The organism is Arthrobacter sp. DNA4 (genome assembly GCF_024362385.1).
Taxonomy (GTDB): Bacteria; Actinomycetota; Actinomycetes; order Actinomycetales; family Micrococcaceae; genus Arthrobacter.
The window spans coordinates 3930160-3948513 of the sequence record NZ_CP101466.1; the positions used below are offsets into that span (position 1 = coordinate 3930160).

The window sequence follows — 18354 nt, forward strand, 5'->3', positions numbered from 1 at the left end:
GTCTGGTTGGTCAGAGGTGTTTGAGGGGCTTGCGCGACGTTTCGGCGGCGAACAGCACGGCCATGAGGGACACGGCGGATGCGGCCACGAGGTACCAGCCCGGCGCCAGCTTGCTCTGGGTCATGCCGATCAGCAGGGTGGCCATGAAGGGCGCGGTGCCGCCGAACAGCGCGTTGGAGAGGTTGAAGCTGACGGCGAAGCCGCTGTACCGGACTTTGGTGGGGAACAGTTCGGCCAGGAAGCTGGGCAGCGTTCCGTCATTCAGGGTGAGCATGCCGCCCAGCAGGATCTGGACCAGGACGATCACCAGGAAGTTGCCCGTGTCCAGCAGCATGAAAGCGGGAACGGTCAGCAGCATGAACAGCACGGACGCGGTGATCAGCATGCGCTTGCGGCCGAACCGGTCCGAGGCGAGGCCGGTCAGGAAGATGAAGCCGATGTAGCTGGCCAGGGCAATGGTGGTGGCCAGGAACGACTCAGTGGGACCGAAGCCCAGTTCCTCGGACAGGTAGGTGGGCATGTAGCTGAGGATGACGTAGAAACCGACGGCGTTGAGCAGCACGGCACCGCAGGCGATCAGCAGCTGTTTGCGATAGGTCCGGAACATGTCCAGCGCAGGGGCTTTGGGAGCGGATTCCTCCTGGTCGGCCAGGGCCCGGAAGGCAGGCGTTTCCTCGAGCTTGGTGCGGATGTAGCGGCCGATCAGGCCCATGGGGGCGGCCAGCAGGAACGGCAGCCGCCATCCCCACTCGTGCAGTTGGTCAGTGCTGAGTACCGAGCTGAGGAGCGCCGCGATCAGTGAGCCCAGGAGCAGGCCGGCGGCGGTACTGGCGGGCACGACGGCGGCATAAAGTCCGCGGCGGTTGGCCGTCGCGTATTCCACCAGGAAGGCTGATGCTCCGGCGTATTCACCGGCCGCCGAGAAGCCCTGGACCACGCGGACCAGGAGCAGCAGGAGCGGGGCCAGCATGCCGATGGTTCCGTAGCCGGGGATGAGGGCGATGCAGAAGGTGGAGACGGACATGATGACGATTGAGAGGGACAGTGCCTTGCGCCTGCCCAGCTTGTCGCCGATATGCCCCCAGAAGAAGCCGCCCAGGGGACGGACGAAGAAGGAGATCGCGAAGACGGCGAAGGTAGCCAGCAGCGCGGTCTGCCGGTCTGCTTCAGGGAAGAACACCGACGAGATGACGGCCGCGAGGTAGCCGTATACGGCGTAGTCGAACCACTCGACAAAGTTGCCGATGAAGCTCGCGGTGACCACCCGGCGTCGAACGTCCCTGCTGGCAACGGCGTTGTCCGTGCCGCCACCGGCCCGGGCGGGACCGTTGGCGTCAGCGGCAACCATCCCTGCCTCGGGTGAGTTTTGTTGGGTGCTCATGAAACCACCAATGAAAGTTGGAGTTGCATTACTTGCAACATGGTTGTTTCAAGATAGGCCGTGACGCGCAACACAGTCAAGAGTTTTCAGAAGCATTAATAGAGAGAGTCTTCCGCTGTCCCTGACCTAACCCAAGTGACTGGAACACTCGCAGTTGCCTCGATTACGTTGCACGACAAACAACATAGTTGCCCCAAAAGGGCATCTGCCTGTGGTCCTTGAGTAAGCTGCACCCACTGTCTCCGTGGCATTTTGCCCAGGCACGGCAAAGACGGGCCAAAAGACACGCGTGGATCGCATCCCCCTGCCCCATACTGGCGCCATGGACGAGACTGCCGCCAGGGAGCGCACTGCGCGAAGACCGGACCGGATCCTGCTCGCGCTGGTGGGGGTGGTGGTTCTGCTGGTGGTGGTTGCCCTCGCAGTGGTCTTCACCCGCGGCGAGCCGGCTCCCCTCGATGAGGCGAGCCCGGCCGGGGTGGTCCAGCGGTACAGCAAGGCAGTGATCGACGGCGACAACACCACTGCCCAGTCGTACCTCACCGAGGGTGCCAAGAGCCGTTGCCGGGGCGCCTACGCCAGCGAGCCGGCACCCGCCCGGGTTGTCTTGGTTTCGACGACGGAACGCACCGATTCAGCCACGGTGAAAGTTTCGATTGTCCGGTCATCCCAAGGTGGACCGTTCGGCCCGTCGGAGTACGAAATGGAGGACGCCTTCTCGCTCCTGAAGGTGAACGGCAAATGGCTGATCGACCAGCCGCCTTACCCACTGGTGGACTGCACCGTTGTGCCGGTGAAGCCATGACGGCGCCGGCAGCAACCACGGCCCCTGCCCCGGCGGGCGGGCTGGCAACCCTGCGCCGGCTGATCCTGTACGTCCTGCTGTTTGCCCTGGTGGTGATCTCGGCCTCAGGGCTCCAGGGACTGCTGGAGCGGCTTTTCCGGACGGCATCCACCCTGGTCTCCGGCGATGTGGCCGGCCTGGCGCTGTCCCTGGCCTTCACCCTGATCGGCGGCCCGCTGGCGCTGCTGCTGTGGTGGTTCGTGTGGAGACGCCTTGATGACGAGTCGGAACGCCGGGCGCCCGGGTGGGGCCTCTACCTGACCGGGATGTACGCGGTTTCGCTGATCATCGCCACCACCTCACTGTTGAATTTGGCCACCTCCTTCATTGATACGCAGGAAAGCCAATGGCCGTCCCCGCTGGCCAACGGGATGGTGTGGTCGGCTATTTGGTGGTGGCACAGGTGGATGTGGAAGCACCCCCGCAAACCCTCGTCACACCTTGAGGACGTGCGGGCCGTCGTCGGCTCTGTTTTTGGGCTGCTGCTGGGCGCAGGCGCCGCCATTGCCGCGCTGGGCACCCTCCTGGACGTGGCGATCCGCGGTTTCACGGCAGCGGCCGCCTTTGAGCCATGGTGGTTCCCTGTCCTGCGGTCCCTGGTATGGGCTGCCGGTGGGGCTGCGGTCTGGTGGTGGCACTGGTTCCGGGACGGCGGCCGGCGTTTCCAGACAGGGCTGGTGGACGTCACCATCATCGCCGTGGGCATCTTCGTCGCCGGCATCACCGCCCTGGGCGGGCTGGGGGTCATCCTGTTTGTCCTCCTGCGGCTGGCGTTCGACCGGAGCGACCCCACGAACGACCTGCTCGAGCCCCTCGCCCCGGCCATCGCGGCCGCTGTCATCGGGGCCCTGGTCTGGCGCTACCACCGCACCACGTCCGTCACCCGTTCCACCAGGACCCGCCGCGCCAGCCTCCTGGTGACGTCCGCCGTAGCCCTCGCCGCGGCAGCCTCCGGCGTCGGCGTTGTGGTCAACGCACTGCTGGCCGCAGCCGTCTCACCTTTGGCCGGCGGCGCCACACGCACGCTGCTTCTTGGCGGCATCAGTTCGCTGGTGGTGGGGGCACCGGTCTGGTGGCTGGCCTGGAAGCCGAGGCACCAGCCGCGCACCGCTGAGGACATTCCGCCCGGCCGTCGCGTCTACCTGGTGGCATTTTTCGGCGTCAGTGCCGTGGTGGCCCTCATTACGCTGCTGGTCATCGGCTACCGGCTCTTTGAATTCCTGCTCGGCGACGTCACGGGCGGAAGCCTCCTGGACCGGGTCCGTGCACCCCTTGGCCTCCTCGTGGCGGCGGGCCTCGTTGCGGGCTACCACTTCGCGCTGTGGCGGCATGACCGGGCACTGCTTGCCGCCGCGGCACCCGCGCACAAGCGCATCGTCGAGCGGGTCACCCTGGTCAGCGGATATCCATCAGGTTCCGTGGATCCCGAGGCATTGGCCCGCGGCATCGCTGACGCCACCGGCGCCAAGGTGACCACCTGGCTGCGGGCGGACGACGGCGGCCCCGGACTTCCGCCGTCGCCTGAGCCTTCGCCCGGGGTCGGGGATGTCATCCGGCAGGTGACGGCGGCACTGGAAGGCGCCACAACGCAGCAGATCCTGGTCATTGCAGGCCCGGGGAACCGGTTGGAGGTCATGCCGCTGGTCGGCGTTGGTGGCGCTGCCGTCCCTGGTGGCCCTGCCGCCCTCGGTGCCCCTGCGCCTGGCCGGGTCCTACGGCCCTAGCTGGCGCCGGACGCCGGAGCCTAGCGTGGTGGCAAAGGAGGCCGGGGATGGCTGTTCGTGGACCCGTGAAGCATGATGTTGCCACCTCGGGAAGAAACAGCAGGCGCCGACTCGGATGCCTGGCGGCCGTCCTCCTCGCCTTGGCCGCGTGCTCACCCGGCGGCACACCGCCGGGAACCAGCCCATCCGGCAGTTCGGCGCCTCCCGCCCCGGCTTCCCCTTCCATCCCGGGGTCGGCAGTGTCACCGTCCAAGCCGTTCTCGGACGCGGAACTTGCAGCCATCATCAACGGAGTGGGCCAGACCCGCAAACTGCCATTTCCCGCGGCCCAGGATTCAACGCGCCTGCGCAGCGGTGCCGCCAGCGGCTCCTTCCCTCAGACCGACACGAAAACCACGCCCGCCGACTGCATCGCCTTCGTCCCCCAGGACCCGTTTACCCGATGGGCGGACAAGGACATCAATTTTGCCGAGGGCGCCATGCCGCCGGCCGGCGGGCAGTCCGGTCCCACCAGCACCATCATGATCGTGCTGCGGAGCGCGGACCAGGACGCCATCGCCAGGGCCGATTTCGGTTATGCCGATGACCTCCCGTCGCGCTGCAGCCAGTTCGACCTGGCCTACACCGAGTCGGGCCGGACCTCCACCTACGCTGTCCAGTTGCTGGCCGCTCCCCCAATCGCCGACAAGCAGTATGCGGTCACGCAGGTCACCAAGCCGAAGGGCCCGGGAGACTTCACCTCAGTTGGGTTGCGCGTCCTGCACGGCACCCTGTCCCTCACGCTCAACCTCGCTGTGGCAAACCTCAACTCGGAGGCCGACGCCAAGCCCGCCCTTGAGGCCATGTCGGAACTGGCGAAAGAGCTCATCAGCCAGTCGGGTAAAGCTTCCGCACCAACGGCGGCAACAGCTCCAAACTCAATGACGCCTGAACAGATGGTGGCGCTTTTCAAGGGCATGACCGGCCCCGGCGGGGAGCCGGTAAACCTGCCGCAGGCGACAGTACTCGGTCAGTCTCCCGGCTTCACCCCCAGCGCCACGTTGCCGGCGTCCGGCTCCCCATGCACCTTTGACGAAGAGTCTTACGCCGCATCCTTGTCTGGTTCCGTCTACGGCCAGGGGCAGATCCAGGGGGCCACCAAGAGCGGATATGCAGACTTCACCGCCGTCAACATGCCTTCCACCATGGGCCCGCCGTTCCCGCTCGACTCGCGGGCGGAGCAGCTTCGCGGGTGCACCACCGTGCAGGAAGTCCTGTTCGAGGGAAGCAGCCGGTCGTGGTCTTCGGTTTCCGCGCCCGCAATCGACGTTATGGCTGATGCACGTTACGCCGTCACCTACCAACTCAGCGACGGCACCGGTGAATGGCACGGCCGGAGCGGAGCACGCAAGGGGACACTGTCCGTCGAGGCAAGCTGCGTGGCGGCCACTGAACCGGAAGTCCGGGCAAAGACAGAGGCCCTGGCCGTATTTTTTACCTCTGTTTTTGCCCGAGCCGGACTATGACCGGCGCGCACTGCTACACCGGGAGAGAGGGCTTGCTCAAGATTTGCGCAGTTTATCCGGCTGGTGGATTAACCCTCTTTCCCTTGGCATTCGGTGGTGCCTAGTGTGGGCACACACGCTTGCAAGGGGGATAAGTGAAAAGCTCAGTCGAAGGTCTTCAGGACGCCACGGACCAGGATGCGCAGCAGGTCGCTGTGGCGGATTCACTGGACGTACAGCAGAAACTGGCGGAATGGACGTCTGATTGTCTCCTGACGTTGCGCAGCCCCGTCAGGTTCACCCGGGCAGACTGGCCCTAGCTTCGCTTGCCGGACCGACGGGACGGGCCACCTGGACCACCGGTATGACTCCTCAGAGCCATGCGCCCAACACGGCCAGCGCACTGGTCCAGGTCGTTACCCGCCGTTTCAGGCCCACCCGGCGGATGTTCAGCTGGACGCGTCCCGCTCGATTTCCTCGGCGAGGTCATCCACTTCTTCGGGGCGCGCCTCAATGCCCGCTTCCTCGAACCGTTCTTCAAGGACGTGGGCTACGTCGTCCTGGACCTGGCCCAGCTGGATGTCGTGGCGGACATCCTCGGCGATGCTCTCAGGCGTCTCGAGGTGCCCGCTTTCGGCCACAATCCCGTCGTTGCCGTCAAAGGGATCGTTGGCGCCGCCCGCTCCGGAATCAGTCATACTCCATGGTTACCCTTCTCCTTCCGGCAGTAAACGTGCGGAAGGATCCAGGGAAGGGACGACGACGGATGGGCCCGCCGTCGTCCGCTCCCCTGAAGCGTCAGGCTGCTTCGGCGAGAAGCCCGTCGATGCGGGTCAGCAGCCCCGGCCAGCCGTTGCCCATCCCTTCGATGGCGTGGCGGCCCATGGGGGTGTCCAGCTGGAAACCGGCGTGTTCGAAGTGGAGGACAGTGCCGTCCTCGACCGGCTCAAGGCGCCAGGTGATGGTGGTATCGAGCTGGCCTTCGGAGAAGAGGAAGCTGATGGACTTTCCGGGATCCACGGCAAGGACCTCGCACTGCTGCTGGCCCCAGGCGTCCATGTCCATGGTGAAGCGGTGGCCCACGACGGGTGCGATGCCGCCAGGCGCCCACCAGCGGGCCAGCAGTTCCGGCGTGGTCAGCGCCGCCCACACGGCCGCGGCGGGGTGCGGGTAGCGGCGTTCCAGCCTGATCGCATTTTCGGTCATGTCGGTTTCTCCTCGTCCAGAAGGTCTGCCAGCGCATCCAGCCGCTGGTTCCAGTAGTGCTCGAAGTGCTTCACCCAGCCGCCAACCTCGGCGAGGCGCGCCGGCTGGAGGTGGTACACCCTGTTCCGCCCCTGCCGCTCCTCCCGCACCAGCCCCGCCTCCCGGAGCACGGCCAGGTGCTCGGACGCGGCGGGGCGGCTGAGGTCCAGCAGGCCGGTGAGTTCACCGGCCGCCCTGGGACCTTGGCGCAGCTCGTCCAGGATTACCCGCCGCGCCGGGTTGGATACGGCGGCGAAGACATCGGGAAGCACGCCTACAGTATACGTCGGAAATATCCGACGCATTTCCAAATGGGCAGAAGACGGCCATGTTCCCCGCATCACACCAGGGCTACGCTGGGCCGAAACAGGCGTACGCTGTAATTGCATGCAAATGCATGAACTTAAGCAACGGACCGAAGGAGAATGACCCATGAAGGCATGGCAGTTCACCGGCACCAACAACCCGCTCACCCTCAACGAAGTGGCTGAACCCAGTGCCGGTCCGGGCCAGGTAGTGGTCAGCGTCAAGGCCGCCGGGGTGTGCCACTCGGACGTGACCGCCCTCGACGACGCCGGATGGATGCCGCTGTTCCCGGAACTCCCCCGCACCATGGGCCACGAGAATGCCGGCGTCATCACCGAGGTTGGCCCCGGCATGGAGCACTGGAAGGTTGGCGACCGGGTTGGCCTCTCCCCCGTCCTGAAGGACGGCGACGCGTTGGGTTACGGCAAGTGGGACGGCGGTTTCGGCCCCAAACTGCTCGCCACCGACGACAACCTGGTGAAGCTGCCCGATGAGGTCTCCTTCGAGCTGGGTGCGATGGCCACCGACGCCGGACTTACCGCCTACCACGCCATCATGGCCGTGGGCGGGGCCAAGGCGGGCATGAAGGTTGGCGTGATTGGCCTGGGTGGACTGGGCTACATCGGCGCCCGCGTCGCAGCGCTCTCAGGTGCAGAAGTCTATGGCGCCGAGGTGAACCCCGAGACGCAGAAGCTCGCGGACGAGATCGGCCTGGCCGGAGTGGCTGACTCCATCACCGAATCCAAGGACAAGAACCTGGACCTGATCGTTGATTACGCCGGGTTCGGCACCACCACCTCCGCGGCACTTGAGACCCTCGCCGAGTTCGGCACATTGGTCCAGGTGGGCATGGGACGCCTCGAGGCGACCATCAACACCTACCCGCTGATCATCAACCAGCTGTCCATCAAGGGATCCAAGTCGGGCACCAAGGAGGACCTCGAGAACCTCTATGCCCTCATGAAGACCGGCGAACTGAACCCGCCGATGAACCTCATCAAGCAGGCGGATATCCCCGGCGCCATCGACAAGCTGCGCAAGGGCGGAGTGGTGGGCCGTTTCATCGCGGTTTACGAGGACTAAATCAGCCACGCACTTTCCTGAGCGGACGACGGCGCACACGTCCCGCCGTCGTCCGCTTGCCTTTTTAACGGCTGCTGCGGCGCGCTCACGGTTCATCCACTAGGCTCGCTCTTGGTCCGTGTGGGCCTTGACCCGGCTGCGCCGGACTTATTGGGGGGCATATCCATGGTGGGAACTGGCAGTACATCAAAGACGCCGTCCAAGCGCAGGGCCTGGCCGCATGCCGCGGCGATTGTCCTGCTGCTGGGCGGGTTGGCGGGATGTTCCTACTCCGATCACGCGGCAGAGCCGGCGGCCGCCGTCCAGTCCACACCCGCCCCCACTGCGTCCTCCGCCGCGAAGCCTGCGCTGAGTGGAGAAACCGTGCGGGACTCGTTTGGCAACGTGGACTTCTACACGACGGCGGCGGGTGACACGCTCGAAGCAGTAGCGAAGGCACACAAGCTTTCCGAGGCGAAGGTCGCTGGGTTCAACGGACTCCAGCCCGGAACACCCCTCACTCCCGGCACACGGCTCCGGCTGATTCCGGCCGGTCCCGTGCCGGGCGCCAAGGGCGCTGCCACGGTGGACGCAAACGGCATTCCAACGGGTTACACCATAGAGCCCGAAGACAGCCTGGCCGGCATCACCTACCGGTTCAACCTGACCGAGGCGCAGTTGGCGGAAGCGAACAAGGTCCCGTTCACCTACGAAAAGGGGAACGTCTTCTTCATCCAGGCAGGAAAGGTCATCCAGCTGCAGAAGAAGCCGGTGGACAGCCGCTCCGGGTCCGGCACAGAGGTCAACAATTCGTTCGGCCAGACGGTCTTCTACACCACGGTGGACGGCGACTCGTTCGACAGCCTCGGCTACAAGTTCCGGTCCACCACGGCACAGATCCTGCTGTACAACCCTTCCTTGGCGGCAGACCAGCCCCTTCCTGCCGGCACGAAGGTTCGCCTGATTCCGGGCGCACTGAAAATTGAGGGCGCACAGGGAACGTTCACCGCAGACGCCAACGGGATTCCGCTGACCTACACCACGGCGCCCGGGGACAGCGAACGGCAGGTTTCGTTCCGCTTCGGAGTGACTGACCTGCGCGCAGCCAATCGCCCCAGCAAGGGCACAGGCGGGGCGTGGTACGAATTCACCGACCTGCTTACCGGTGAACTGGCACCCGGGCAGACCATCAGTGTGGCGCTGGACAAGCCCATCAATAATCCCGAACGCTAACGTCAGCACTCAGCGACCCGGCCCATTCACTGCGGGCAGAGACCTGGGGTGCCCTACTCTGGAGTAACCCTAGAGAGGACCCGACATTGGCGTGTGACGTCTGCACCACATCTTCACGGCTGGACTTTGACTTCAGCATGGCCTTCCAGCCGATCTATGACGCCGGGGCTGAACGGGTGTGGGGCTATGAGGCCCTGGTCAGGGGCTTGTCCGGCGAGGGTGCCTATGAGGTCCTGGGAAAGGTGCTACCGGAGCAGCGGTACCGCTTCGACCAGGACTGCCGGGTTAAGGCCATCGAGCTGGCATCACGGCTGTTCCCGGCGGATGAGGAGCTGATGCTGTCCATCAACTTCATGCCCAATGCGGTCTATGAGCCGGCAGCCTGCCTCCGCGCCACCCTCCTTGCCGCGAGGCGCTGCGGCTTCCCGACATCCTCGATCATGTTCGAGTTCACGGAGAACGAAGAAGTCACCGACACCGCCCACCTGACCAGCATCATCACTGAGTACCGTAAACAGGGCTTCACCACAGCCATCGACGATTTCGGTGCCGGCCATGCGGGGCTGGGTCTGTTGGTGGACTTCCAGCCGGACTTGCTGAAGATCGACATGAAGCTGATCCGTGGCATTGACACCAGCCATGCACGGCAGGCAGTGGTGGCCGGCATCGGCGGCATCGCAAAGGAGCTGGGGATCACGGTGCTTGCGGAGGGCGTGGAAACCGAGGAAGAGTTCCGGGTCCTGAAAGTCGGCGGAGTCCGCTTGTTCCAGGGCTACTGGTTCGCCAAACCGGAATTCGAGGCCCTGCCGGGAATCCGGGCGCTGGGCATCCCCGCCGCCTAGCCCCGATCCCTCACTCCTGGGCGGATCTTCCCTTGCGGCCCAGCCTGTACCCCGCCCAGAACGCGAGCACCAGCAGCCCGGCCACCATGATTCCCAAGCCGATCTGCGTGCCTTGCGTGACGAAGGCGGCCCCGTTGGCAACGAACGGCTTATTGCTGAGCGGCGCGTAGGCGAACCAGCCAGTGAAATCGCGGTTCAGGTAGGCGATCAGGACGCCCGCCAGCACTGCCGCAATCCCCAGCAAAGGCACCGCGGCGGCGGGAACTTTGGTGTGTTTTGACGGCCGATGTTCTTCAGGTGTGTTGTCTTCCCCCATGCCCGCGAGTCTAGCCGCGCCCCGCGTCGCGGTACCTACCGGGCCCGGCATATCGGGTCTAGGCTGGCCGGATGTTGACTATCGGAACCATTGTCCTCGGCGTCAACGACGTCGCCGCCGCCACCAAGTTCTGGAACGAGGCCATCGGCTATGTCCCGCGGGAGGCCGGCGACGAGACGTGGGTGACCCTTGTGCCGTCGTCGGGCCCCGGCGCGGAACTGTCCCTCATGCTCAGCGAAACCCCGGTCCAGGACCACCCGCGGATCCACCTGGACCTGTATGCGGACGACCAGTCCGCGGAGGTGGAGCGCCTGGTCTCGCTCGGCGCCCGGCGCGTGGACTGGGACTCGTATCCGGACGACCCCGACTTCGTGGTCCTGGAGGATCCGGACGGGAACCGGTTCTGCGTCATCGACAAGAGTCAAGGCTAGGGCCCGCCCCCGGCATCCCGGGAACAAGCCCGCAGCGCGGCCCGTTGGCATCCGTACACGTACCGCAGCACGATGCGGTGGAAGCGACGGAAGGGATCTCATGGTCAGGGCTGTCTGGAACGGAAAAGTCATCGCCGAATCCGCGGACACGGTGGTGGTGGAGGGGAACCACTATTTCCCGCGCGACGCCGTCAATGCCGAGTATTTGCGGGATAGCGACAAGAACACCTTCTGCCCGTGGAAGGGCACGGCCAGCTACCACACGCTGGACGTTGACGGCGAGCTGAACGAGGCCGCGGCCTGGTACTACCCGGAGCCCAAGCCGCGCGCGAAGCATATTGAGGATCGGGTCGCGTTCTGGCGCGGCGTCACCATCGAGGCCTGAGAGGCCGAATGACGCGGACGACGGCGGATACGGGTCCGCCGCCGTCCGCTCCCCCCCCACAATGTGGCCCGGCACGCGCCATTGAGCGCCGGGCCGGCTAAGCGGCGAGCGGCAGGTCGAACAGCTGCTCAGCAAGCCTGATGAGGTGGCGGGGAGCGTCACACTCTCCGTCCAACGGGCCGCGGCCCAGGAACAGGGCCGTCCCCTGGATGGTTCCGTCGAGATCGATTCCGGCCTCGCGGATGAGCACCTCAGCGCGGGGATTCGTGGCCAGCGTATGGGTGGGGCTGTCCAGATAGACGCGCCAATCCATGCCGGCGATGAGGCCGATGCCGCCGGAGGCGATCTTCTGGAAGGCCGTCTCATCGAGGTCGATTGGCCTGAGGTGCACTGGCTGGGTGAGGCGGGTGGGGACGACTAAAGCATTGTGGGAGGTCATCACGGTGGTGTCCTTCGGCTGATCGCCCGGCGTTGGGCGCTGTGGAGCTTGCCGGGTTGGCGCGGGCGGCCGCGGGCCAGGAGTCCCGTGCGGCCGCCCGCTGGCATGGTCAGCGCTGGTTTTTGCGCGGTTTTACAAAATTCAGTTCGTTATTTTCATTTTTCGCTCTTTTGTCGGCCCGTTTTTCCAGGATGGACTTGCCGGCTTTTTTCGCGGCGCCGCTTTTGGGGGATTTTCCGGACATCGGAATCACGCCTTTCTTTGCTTTGCGTTACCCGATACCATACCTACTTTTATTTTTTTATCCAGTCCTGCGGAGGCACATAAGGACCCGTTCCGACGCCGCCCAGTTTCCGGTATGCAGGATGGGGTGAGAGCCGGGTGGGTTTTTTCAAAATTTGCTGCACCGTGAGGATTTGCGTTTCTTTTGCTTTGCCTCAAGAAAGCAGCCGGAAGCTCTGCCCGCACCACGAAAACAAGCTCAAATTCGCTTAATTCATTGCCGCCAGAATTCTGTGAGCATCGCGGCGCGGGTTTTTCCTTCGTTGTATCCGGACTGGGCTGCTGCGGGACGGAGTGACAAATCCATGGCGTTGGCGCCGAACATCTGCCCGGCCCCGCTGTCCGGGAAGATGACTTCGACCCTGCTGCCGCCTGCCCGCAGCTCTTCCACCTGCGCCGCCAGCTGCATGCCCCATTCGAGTGGCATCCGCGTTCTGCCACCGAAAGGCGACAGAACCAGGACGCCCTCACACCCGGCCGCCAGGTCGGCGTTCTCGTTGCGCCGGTAACCGCCGTCGATATAGCTCCTGTCCCCAATCCGGTACGCCGAGCCGCTGGAGCAACTGGCGGCGACGGCGTCAACCAAATCGATGCCGCTGTTGCGGTCGAACACTGCCGGTTCCCCGGTAGCCGCATCGACGGCCGTGATCAGCAGTTCATGCTCTGGCCATTCCTTCCTGGGCAGCCGAGCCGCGACCGTTGCCCGCCACCGCTCCGAGGCGTCGTAGGCCGCCGCCAGGTCGAGTGCCGCTGCGCCCATCCGGCGGCGCATGTCCGGCGCATTCACGGAGGCGGCGATGATCCTGCCGGTCCGCTCCAGGTGGTCGGGCACCGGACTGCCGGAGGTTCCCGCGGGACGCGTCCGCTGCGGAAGCGGAGCGCCAAGGACGGCGGCATAGAGTTCGGCGGGCCCGGCGCCCGCAATCTGCGAGGCTGCCGTGGACCCCGCCGATGTTCCGATGACCCGGTCGGCGCCGGTCACGTCCAGCCCTGCGTCTGCCAGCCCGGCGAGGACGCCGATCAGCCAGGCGTTGCCGGTGGAGCCACCGCCACCAAGGACCAAGGCGCGTTTGCATCTTCCCGCCGGAGCGGCATGCGGGGCGGAAGAAGGTGTTGTGTTCACGGGAGTCGCCTTTCGCGAATGTGCCTGTGCGGCGCTCCCGGTGGCGGCTGGTTCAGCCGCTGATCGTCGACTGCGGGGGAGCACCCATTACGGATACAGCATTCATGGGTCTCACCTCCCGGAGCCGGGTCACGATCAGGGGAATCTTGGCACACGGCCGCTGATGTCCGCAACGGGTAAATTTGAAGCGATGATTTCGATTGACCGGGACAGCCCCACGCGCGATGACGTCCACCTGCTCCTGACCGAACACCTGGCGGATATGTTCGCCACCTCGCCCGCCGAAAGCGTGCACGCCCTGGACCATTCCGCCCTGTCCGCCCCGTCCATCACGTTCTGGACGGCCCGCGAGGACGGCAACCTTTTGGGGTGCGGCGCACTTAAGCTGCTGGACTCCCCCGCCGGCCCGGGGAGGCATGGCGAGATCAAGTCCATGCGCACCACAGCAACCGCCCGGGGCCGGGGCGTGGCCACCCTCATGCTCGGGCACATACTTGATGACGCCCGTACGCGGAACCTTGAGCGCGTCTACCTGGAGACCGGAACCGAGGACTACTTTGCCCCCGCGCGGCGGCTATACGCCCGCAACGGGTTCACGGAGTGCCCGCCGTTTGCCGACTACGTGCTGGACCCCAACAGCGTGTTCATGGAACTCCGCCTGTAGCTCCCACACAAGGAAAAGCGGACGACGGCGGGTGGGCTCCCGCCGTCGTCCGCTCCTGTTTGTTCGTCAAGAACCCTGCCCCTGTCCTAGACCTCGCCGCGCCAGCCGCCGGTTTCGCTCCCGCGCGATTCGACGAAGTCCTTGAACTTCCGCATGTCGGCCTTGACCTGCATGTTGTCGATCTTCAGTGCTGCGCCAGCCTTTTCAGTTGCAGTTTCCGGCGCCCATTCGAAATGGACTTTGACCTTGGTGTGGGTGGCATCCAGGGGCGTGAACCTGATGATGCCCGCGTGCGACTTGCCGTCGGTGCTGCGCCAGGCGATCCGGTCATCAGGCGCCTGGTCAACGATTTCCGTGTCGAATTCCCTTTGGACGCCACCTACTTTGGTAACCCAGTGATTGGTGGTGTCGGTCAGTTGGGTCACCGACTCGACGCCGGACATGAACTGCGGAAAGGATTCGAACTGGGTCCACTGGTTGTACGCGGTCCGCACCGGAACAGCGACTTCCACCGTCTCTTCAACCTCTTCAACGTGTGCCATCTGCTTCCTCCTCATGATGGACGGCCGCAATGGCGGACTGGCAGCATGGGCCAGCCTGCCAGTCGGGCAGCCGCCACCTTTGCACGATAAATCCGGCAACTACCCGTGTCCAGACCCTAAAACGAAAGCGGACGACGACGGGTGGGCGCCCGCCGTCGTCCAGGACGTTCGGCTCTAGGGCCATGCCCCGCGGCTTGAAAGACTGGCCTAACCGCCTGCCCGAAGAACGCAAGGAACAGGATCATGGCCAGTCATATCCGCCCCGCCACGCAGCCTCTTCGGCCGTGAAGTTTCTCGATAACCCGCCGCGGTTCCTGTTTTTCACCGGCAAGGGCGGGGTGGGCAAGACCTCGGTGGCCTGTGCCGCTTCACTCTCCCTGGCCAGGGAGGGCCGGAAGGTACTGCTGGTCAGCACGGACCCCGCCTCGAATATCGGCCAGGTCTTCGGCCTGGCCATTGGAAATACCATCACCGCCATTCCTCAAGTGCCCGGCCTCTCTGCACTGGAGATTGACCCGGAACAGGCGGCCGACGCATACCGGGAGCGGATCCTTGCCCCTGTCCGGGGAGTCCTGCCCGAGCAGGAACTGGCCGGTATCACGGAGAGCCTGTCCGGTTCCTGCACCACAGAGGTGGCGTCCTTCGATGAGTTCACCAGCCTGCTTGGAGACGACGCCTCGTTTGCGCAGTACCACCACATCGTCTTTGATACCGCGCCTACCGGCCACACCATCAGACTGCTGCAGCTTCCCGGGTCATGGACCGATTTCCTCGCTACCGGCGCGGGCGAACCGTCCTGCCTGGGACCTCTGTCTGGACTGGACAAGCACAAAGAGGTGTATGCAAAGGCGGTCCAGGCGCTCACGGATCCCCTGCGCACCCGGCTTGTCCTGGTGACCCGTGCGCAGGCGTCGTCCCTGAAGGAGGTTGAACGGACTTACCTCGAGCTCCACCGGATCGGAATCAGCGGAGGGTACCTGGTGGTTAACGGCGTCTTTCCCCTGGCCGGCGGCGAGGAGGAACTTGCGCAAGCCGTCCGTGCCCGGGAAGCAGCGGCCCTGGCGGTGATTCCCGAGCCAATCGCCGCTCTCCCCCGCGACGTTCTCGACCTCAAACGCGTAAATATGGTGGGTATTACAGCGCTCGAATCCCTGTTCAGCACCGCTGACGGTGCTGGGGAGGACCCGGCGTCAATCCCGGAGATCGAGGATGCTCCGCTAGCTGCCTTGGTGGACGGCATCGAGCGCGACGGCCACGGGCTGGTGATTTGCATGGGCAAAGGCGGCGTGGGAAAGACCACGGTTGCCGCCGCCATCGCGGTCTCCCTGGCCAAAAGGGGACATGCCGTCCACCTCACCACCACCGATCCGGCAGTACACCTTGCCGAGACACTCCATGGGCCTGTTGCAGGGCTGAAGGTGTCCCGGATCGACCCCGCAGCGGCCATCGAGGAGTACCGCGCCCACGTGATGGATACCAAGGGCCGCAGACTGGATGCTGAAGGACGCGCAGCCTTGGCCGAGGATTTGATGTCTCCCTGCACGGATGAGGTGGCGGTGTTCCGGCAGTTTTCCCGGGTGGTCCAGGAGTCCCGCCGGAACTTCGTGGTGATGGACACCGCTCCCACTGGACACACACTGCTGCTCCTGGATGCCACAGGCTCGTACCATCGGGAGATTTCCCGCCAGGTGGGGAGCTCGATGGGGTTCGTGACCCCGCTCATGCGCCTGCAGGACCCGGCGATGACGAAGGTCATCCTGGTCACCCTGGCTGAAACAACGCCGGTGCTGGAGGCCAAGGAACTAAAAGACGATCTGGAACGGGCCGGGATCGAGCCGTGGGCCTGGGTCATCAACAACTCGATCGCCGCTGCCCACCCTCACACCCCACTGCTTCAGGCCCGCGCCGCACACGAGATCGAACAGATCGCCAAGGTGCGGTCCATGACGGACAGGGTTGCCCTGATTCCCCTGTTGCCGGAAGAGCCCGTGGGGGAAGCGAGATTGACCACGCTGACCGCGTTCACCAGCCAGCGGGTGTAAGGAAAGCCAGAAAGCGGACGACGGCGGGTGGGCGCCCGCCGTCGTCCGCTTCTTTTGGCTGCTACTGGCTGAAGGGGACCTTTTCCCAGTTCAGCACGTCGGCGCCTTTGGCACTGTTGCTTACCACCGTGAAGCGGACGTAGTCCACGGCGTTGTTGGCGCCGTCCACGGTGATGCGTTGGAGGTTGTCCGCGGCGGGTGCGCCGTAAATGTCCAGCCAGGGCGAGCCCGCGGCGAGGGGCTGGTTTTCGGCGAAGACGTGGCTGTCACCGTTGATGAGGTAGACCGGGGCGTCGAAGTTGTTGGTTTCTTTGATAATCGCCTGCACACTCTTCCGGAAGCCGGAGACGGTGTCAGGGTTGGCGGTGGCGTCGGCCAGGAGTGACGGATCGAACATGTCCGCCTGCTGCATGAGCACCACGGCGCGGTCGTTGCTGCGCCTGGCGTCGGCGAAGGTCTGGTGGATCTGGGCGATGACCGCGTCCGTGCGGTGTTCCACCTCGGCGAGCTGCTCGGGCGTGGCGGCCGTCTTGCCCAGCCCGGTCCACGGCAGGAGGGAGTTGTTGCTGCCTTGGACGTTCAGCACGGAGAAGGCCACCCGGTTCTTCTCGAAGCGGACGTCTTCCGGGAGGCCCAGGTTCTCCTGCGACTTCACCGGCATGGTGGCGCCCAGGGTCTTGCCGGGCTGGTTGAAGAACACCTCCCGGATCTTGTCCAGGCGCTCCAGCGGGTTGTAGGCGCCATTGTTGGTCCGGTGGCAGTCCACCCACTCGTTGTCGCCGGGCGTGTAGACCAGCGGGTGGGCAAAGGTGTCGAACTGGGTGCGGATGGAGGAGAAGTACTCGTTGGAGCAGACGGACGATCCGTTCTTGATGTCGCCCACGTGTGCTACAAACTTCAGTTCCTTGTCTGCGTTGAGATCCTGGATGCGGGACGGAAACTTGGCGATCTCGGCGGCGCCGTAGGGAATGTCGCCGATGGCGGCGAAGGTGAACACCTGGTTGTCGTTGCTGGTGCTGTCCGCTTGTGCTGTTTGGGCGAAAGTGGGTTGCGACGCAAGGAGGCCGAGCGCCAGGGCGAGCGCCGCCGTCGTGGTTTTCACGATCTTAGAGGACATGGGATTGCTCCTGGTTCTGCTGGTTGCCTAGGCTGCGCGGGCGGTGAGGAACTGCTGGAGGCCGGCGAGGTCGTCGGTATTGATGTGGTCCACGCCTGCATTGGCAAGCTCGGTCCAGACGGCATCGCGGGCGGCACCGGGCTGGTCCGGGGTGGCCCAGAAGCGGACGCGGTAACCGTTAGCGTGTGCGGTGGCCACGAAGGCGCGCAGCTTGGCGCGCTCGGCCTCCGGCATGGGGCCGACGCCCTGCCAGGTGAAGAGCTTGGTCCAGTTGTCGCTGACCAGCGGCATCAGGGCGGCGGGCAAGCCGGATGTGAGGTCGGTGGAGCGGCCGTCGTAGAAGCTGAAGCGCTTGTCCTGGGCCTGCATGGTGGCCAGCGGTCGGTTGCCGCTGATGACGGCGGTGACCGGGCCGGTCTTGACGTTGCCGTTGGTGTAGCGGCTCATGATGTCGCGGTGTTCGGCCAGTTCCTGCTCCAGGGCGGCGTAGGTGGCCTCGCCCTCGCTCTTGATATCGATCAGGAGTTGCAGGCTGCCGTCCCACGTGGGGTAGACGCTGTGGCCTGGCTGGCTGCGGACCAGGTCCTGGAGTGGGTCGAGGTAGAGGCTCTCGAGCGTGACTCCCTGTTTGGCGTCAGCGAGGTCGTGGGCCACGCGCAGCTCACCGTCGACCAGCCACACGTCCGCCTCGACGCTGGTGAAACCGTGCTCCAGTGCGTCGAACAGAGGGCGGTCATGCTCGTAGTCGTTGTGGGCATGGGTGCCGGCAAGGGGCTGGCCGACGACGGGCGCTGGATTGTGTGCCTCCGCCCCGGCCTGGGCGGGGGCTACGTCTGTCCCGGCCAGGGAGGCAAGGATGGCGACGGCGGCGAGGGTGCTTTTCACGAACACG

General features: G+C 65.1%; 21 protein-coding genes. 10 read left to right on the top strand and 11 right to left on the bottom strand.

Going from position 1 to position 18354, the window contains the following annotated elements; genetic code table 11:
- Positions 1 to 10: 10 nt before the first annotated feature.
- Positions 11 to 1381, bottom strand: coding sequence for an MFS transporter (locus NMQ03_RS18200; RefSeq protein WP_255173348.1), 1371 nt, complete (start codon positions 1379 to 1381; stop codon positions 11 to 13).
- A gap of 322 nt (positions 1382 to 1703) precedes the next feature.
- On the opposite strand from NMQ03_RS18200, the gene NMQ03_RS18205 reads away from it, so the two are divergent.
- From NMQ03_RS18205 to NMQ03_RS18215, 3 genes are read left to right on the top strand one after another with little or no spacing between them, the layout of a single operon-like run.
- Positions 1704 to 2186, top strand: coding sequence for a hypothetical protein (locus NMQ03_RS18205; RefSeq protein ID WP_255173349.1), 483 nt, complete (start codon positions 1704 to 1706; stop codon positions 2184 to 2186).
- On the top strand, positions 2183 to 3949 hold the full coding sequence (locus NMQ03_RS18210; RefSeq protein WP_255173350.1) for a DUF5671 domain-containing protein: 1767 nt from the start codon (positions 2183 to 2185) through the stop codon (positions 3947 to 3949). Before NMQ03_RS18205 ends, NMQ03_RS18210 begins: the two co-directional genes overlap by 4 nt.
- A gap of 47 nt (positions 3950 to 3996) precedes the next feature.
- Positions 3997 to 5454, top strand: a complete 1458-nt coding sequence (locus tag NMQ03_RS18215; RefSeq protein WP_255173351.1) for a hypothetical protein — start codon at positions 3997 to 3999, stop codon at positions 5452 to 5454.
- Between the two features lie 428 nt (positions 5455 to 5882).
- Here the strand turns inward: NMQ03_RS18215 and NMQ03_RS18220 are convergent, their stop codons facing one another.
- The 3 genes from NMQ03_RS18220 to NMQ03_RS18230 all read right to left on the bottom strand — a co-directional run bounded on the left by NMQ03_RS18220 (position 5883) and on the right by NMQ03_RS18230 (position 6950).
- Positions 5883 to 6131 carry a hypothetical protein gene (locus tag NMQ03_RS18220; RefSeq protein ID WP_255173352.1) on the bottom strand — a complete coding sequence of 83 codons (249 nt, stop codon included), beginning with the start codon at positions 6129 to 6131 and terminating at the stop codon, positions 5883 to 5885.
- A gap of 100 nt (positions 6132 to 6231) precedes the next feature.
- Complete coding sequence (locus NMQ03_RS18225) at positions 6232 to 6639, bottom strand: SRPBCC domain-containing protein (protein WP_255173353.1); 408 nt, start codon at positions 6637 to 6639, stop codon at positions 6232 to 6234.
- Entirely contained in the window at positions 6636 to 6950 is a 315-nt protein-coding gene (locus tag NMQ03_RS18230; protein WP_255173354.1) for a helix-turn-helix transcriptional regulator, read from the bottom strand. The genes NMQ03_RS18225 and NMQ03_RS18230 overlap by 4 nt, the downstream gene beginning before the upstream one ends.
- Before the next feature lie 160 nt (positions 6951 to 7110).
- Here NMQ03_RS18230 and NMQ03_RS18235 point away from each other — a divergent pair, with 160 nt between their 5' ends.
- The 3 genes from NMQ03_RS18235 (at position 7111) to NMQ03_RS18245 (ending at position 10121) form a co-directional block, all read left to right on the top strand.
- Positions 7111 to 8067 carry a zinc-binding dehydrogenase gene (locus NMQ03_RS18235; RefSeq protein WP_255173355.1) on the top strand — a complete coding sequence of 319 codons (957 nt, stop codon included), beginning with the start codon at positions 7111 to 7113 and terminating at the stop codon, positions 8065 to 8067.
- A 165-nt stretch (positions 8068 to 8232) separates the two neighbouring features.
- Positions 8233 to 9279 (top strand): LysM peptidoglycan-binding domain-containing protein, encoded by a 1047-nt coding sequence (locus NMQ03_RS18240; RefSeq protein ID WP_255173356.1) that lies wholly within the window; start codon positions 8233 to 8235, stop codon positions 9277 to 9279.
- A gap of 137 nt (positions 9280 to 9416) precedes the next feature.
- Positions 9417 to 10121 carry an EAL domain-containing protein gene (locus tag NMQ03_RS18245; RefSeq protein WP_255173357.1) on the top strand — a complete coding sequence of 235 codons (705 nt, stop codon included), beginning with the start codon at positions 9417 to 9419 and terminating at the stop codon, positions 10119 to 10121.
- A gap of 10 nt (positions 10122 to 10131) precedes the next feature.
- Here NMQ03_RS18245 and NMQ03_RS18250 read toward each other — a convergent pair whose 3' ends face one another.
- Positions 10132 to 10437, bottom strand: coding sequence for a hypothetical protein (locus NMQ03_RS18250; RefSeq protein ID WP_255173358.1), 306 nt, complete (start codon positions 10435 to 10437; stop codon positions 10132 to 10134).
- A gap of 71 nt (positions 10438 to 10508) precedes the next feature.
- Here NMQ03_RS18250 and NMQ03_RS18255 point away from each other — a divergent pair, with 71 nt between their 5' ends.
- Together NMQ03_RS18255 and NMQ03_RS18260 are read left to right on the top strand one after the other, a co-directional pair.
- The gene (locus NMQ03_RS18255; RefSeq protein WP_255173359.1) at positions 10509 to 10868 is read left to right on the top strand and encodes a VOC family protein; all 360 of its coding nucleotides are present in this window, start codon (positions 10509 to 10511) and stop codon (positions 10866 to 10868) included.
- A 100-nt stretch (positions 10869 to 10968) separates the two neighbouring features.
- A complete protein-coding gene (locus NMQ03_RS18260; RefSeq protein ID WP_255173360.1) occupies positions 10969 to 11253 on the top strand; it encodes a DUF427 domain-containing protein in 285 nt (94 codons plus the stop codon).
- A gap of 97 nt (positions 11254 to 11350) precedes the next feature.
- Here the strand turns inward: NMQ03_RS18260 and NMQ03_RS18265 are convergent, their stop codons facing one another.
- From NMQ03_RS18265 to NMQ03_RS18275, 3 genes are all read right to left on the bottom strand, one after another.
- Positions 11351 to 11692 (bottom strand): hypothetical protein, encoded by a 342-nt coding sequence (locus NMQ03_RS18265; RefSeq protein ID WP_255173361.1) that lies wholly within the window; start codon positions 11690 to 11692, stop codon positions 11351 to 11353.
- A gap of 109 nt (positions 11693 to 11801) precedes the next feature.
- A complete protein-coding gene (locus tag NMQ03_RS18270; protein WP_255175721.1) occupies positions 11802 to 11945 on the bottom strand; it encodes a hypothetical protein in 144 nt (47 codons plus the stop codon).
- Positions 11946 to 12188: 243 nt separating this feature from the next.
- Positions 12189 to 13097 carry a patatin-like phospholipase family protein gene (locus NMQ03_RS18275; protein ID WP_255173362.1) on the bottom strand — a complete coding sequence of 303 codons (909 nt, stop codon included), beginning with the start codon at positions 13095 to 13097 and terminating at the stop codon, positions 12189 to 12191.
- A gap of 190 nt (positions 13098 to 13287) precedes the next feature.
- Here NMQ03_RS18275 and NMQ03_RS18280 point away from each other — a divergent pair, with 190 nt between their 5' ends.
- Complete coding sequence (locus tag NMQ03_RS18280; RefSeq protein WP_255173363.1) at positions 13288 to 13761, top strand: GNAT family N-acetyltransferase; 474 nt, start codon at positions 13288 to 13290, stop codon at positions 13759 to 13761.
- An 86-nt stretch (positions 13762 to 13847) separates the two neighbouring features.
- Here the strand turns inward: NMQ03_RS18280 and NMQ03_RS18285 are convergent, their stop codons facing one another.
- On the bottom strand, positions 13848 to 14303 hold the full coding sequence (locus tag NMQ03_RS18285) for an SRPBCC family protein (protein WP_255173364.1): 456 nt from the start codon (positions 14301 to 14303) through the stop codon (positions 13848 to 13850).
- Between the two features lie 284 nt (positions 14304 to 14587).
- Between NMQ03_RS18285 and arsA the strand changes: the two genes are divergently transcribed.
- A complete protein-coding gene (arsA, locus tag NMQ03_RS18290; protein ID WP_255173365.1) occupies positions 14588 to 16345 on the top strand; it encodes an arsenical pump-driving ATPase in 1758 nt (585 codons plus the stop codon).
- A gap of 61 nt (positions 16346 to 16406) precedes the next feature.
- Here the strand turns inward: arsA and NMQ03_RS18295 are convergent, their stop codons facing one another.
- The gene (locus NMQ03_RS18295) at positions 16407 to 17462 is read right to left on the bottom strand and encodes a hypothetical protein (RefSeq protein WP_255173366.1); all 1056 of its coding nucleotides are present in this window, start codon (positions 17460 to 17462) and stop codon (positions 16407 to 16409) included.
- 27 nt (positions 17463 to 17489) lie between these two features.
- Positions 17490 to 18353, bottom strand: a complete 864-nt coding sequence (locus tag NMQ03_RS18300) for a phosphatidylinositol-specific phospholipase C/glycerophosphodiester phosphodiesterase family protein (protein WP_255173367.1) — start codon at positions 18351 to 18353, stop codon at positions 17490 to 17492.
- Between the last annotated feature and the right edge of the window lies 1 nt (position 18354).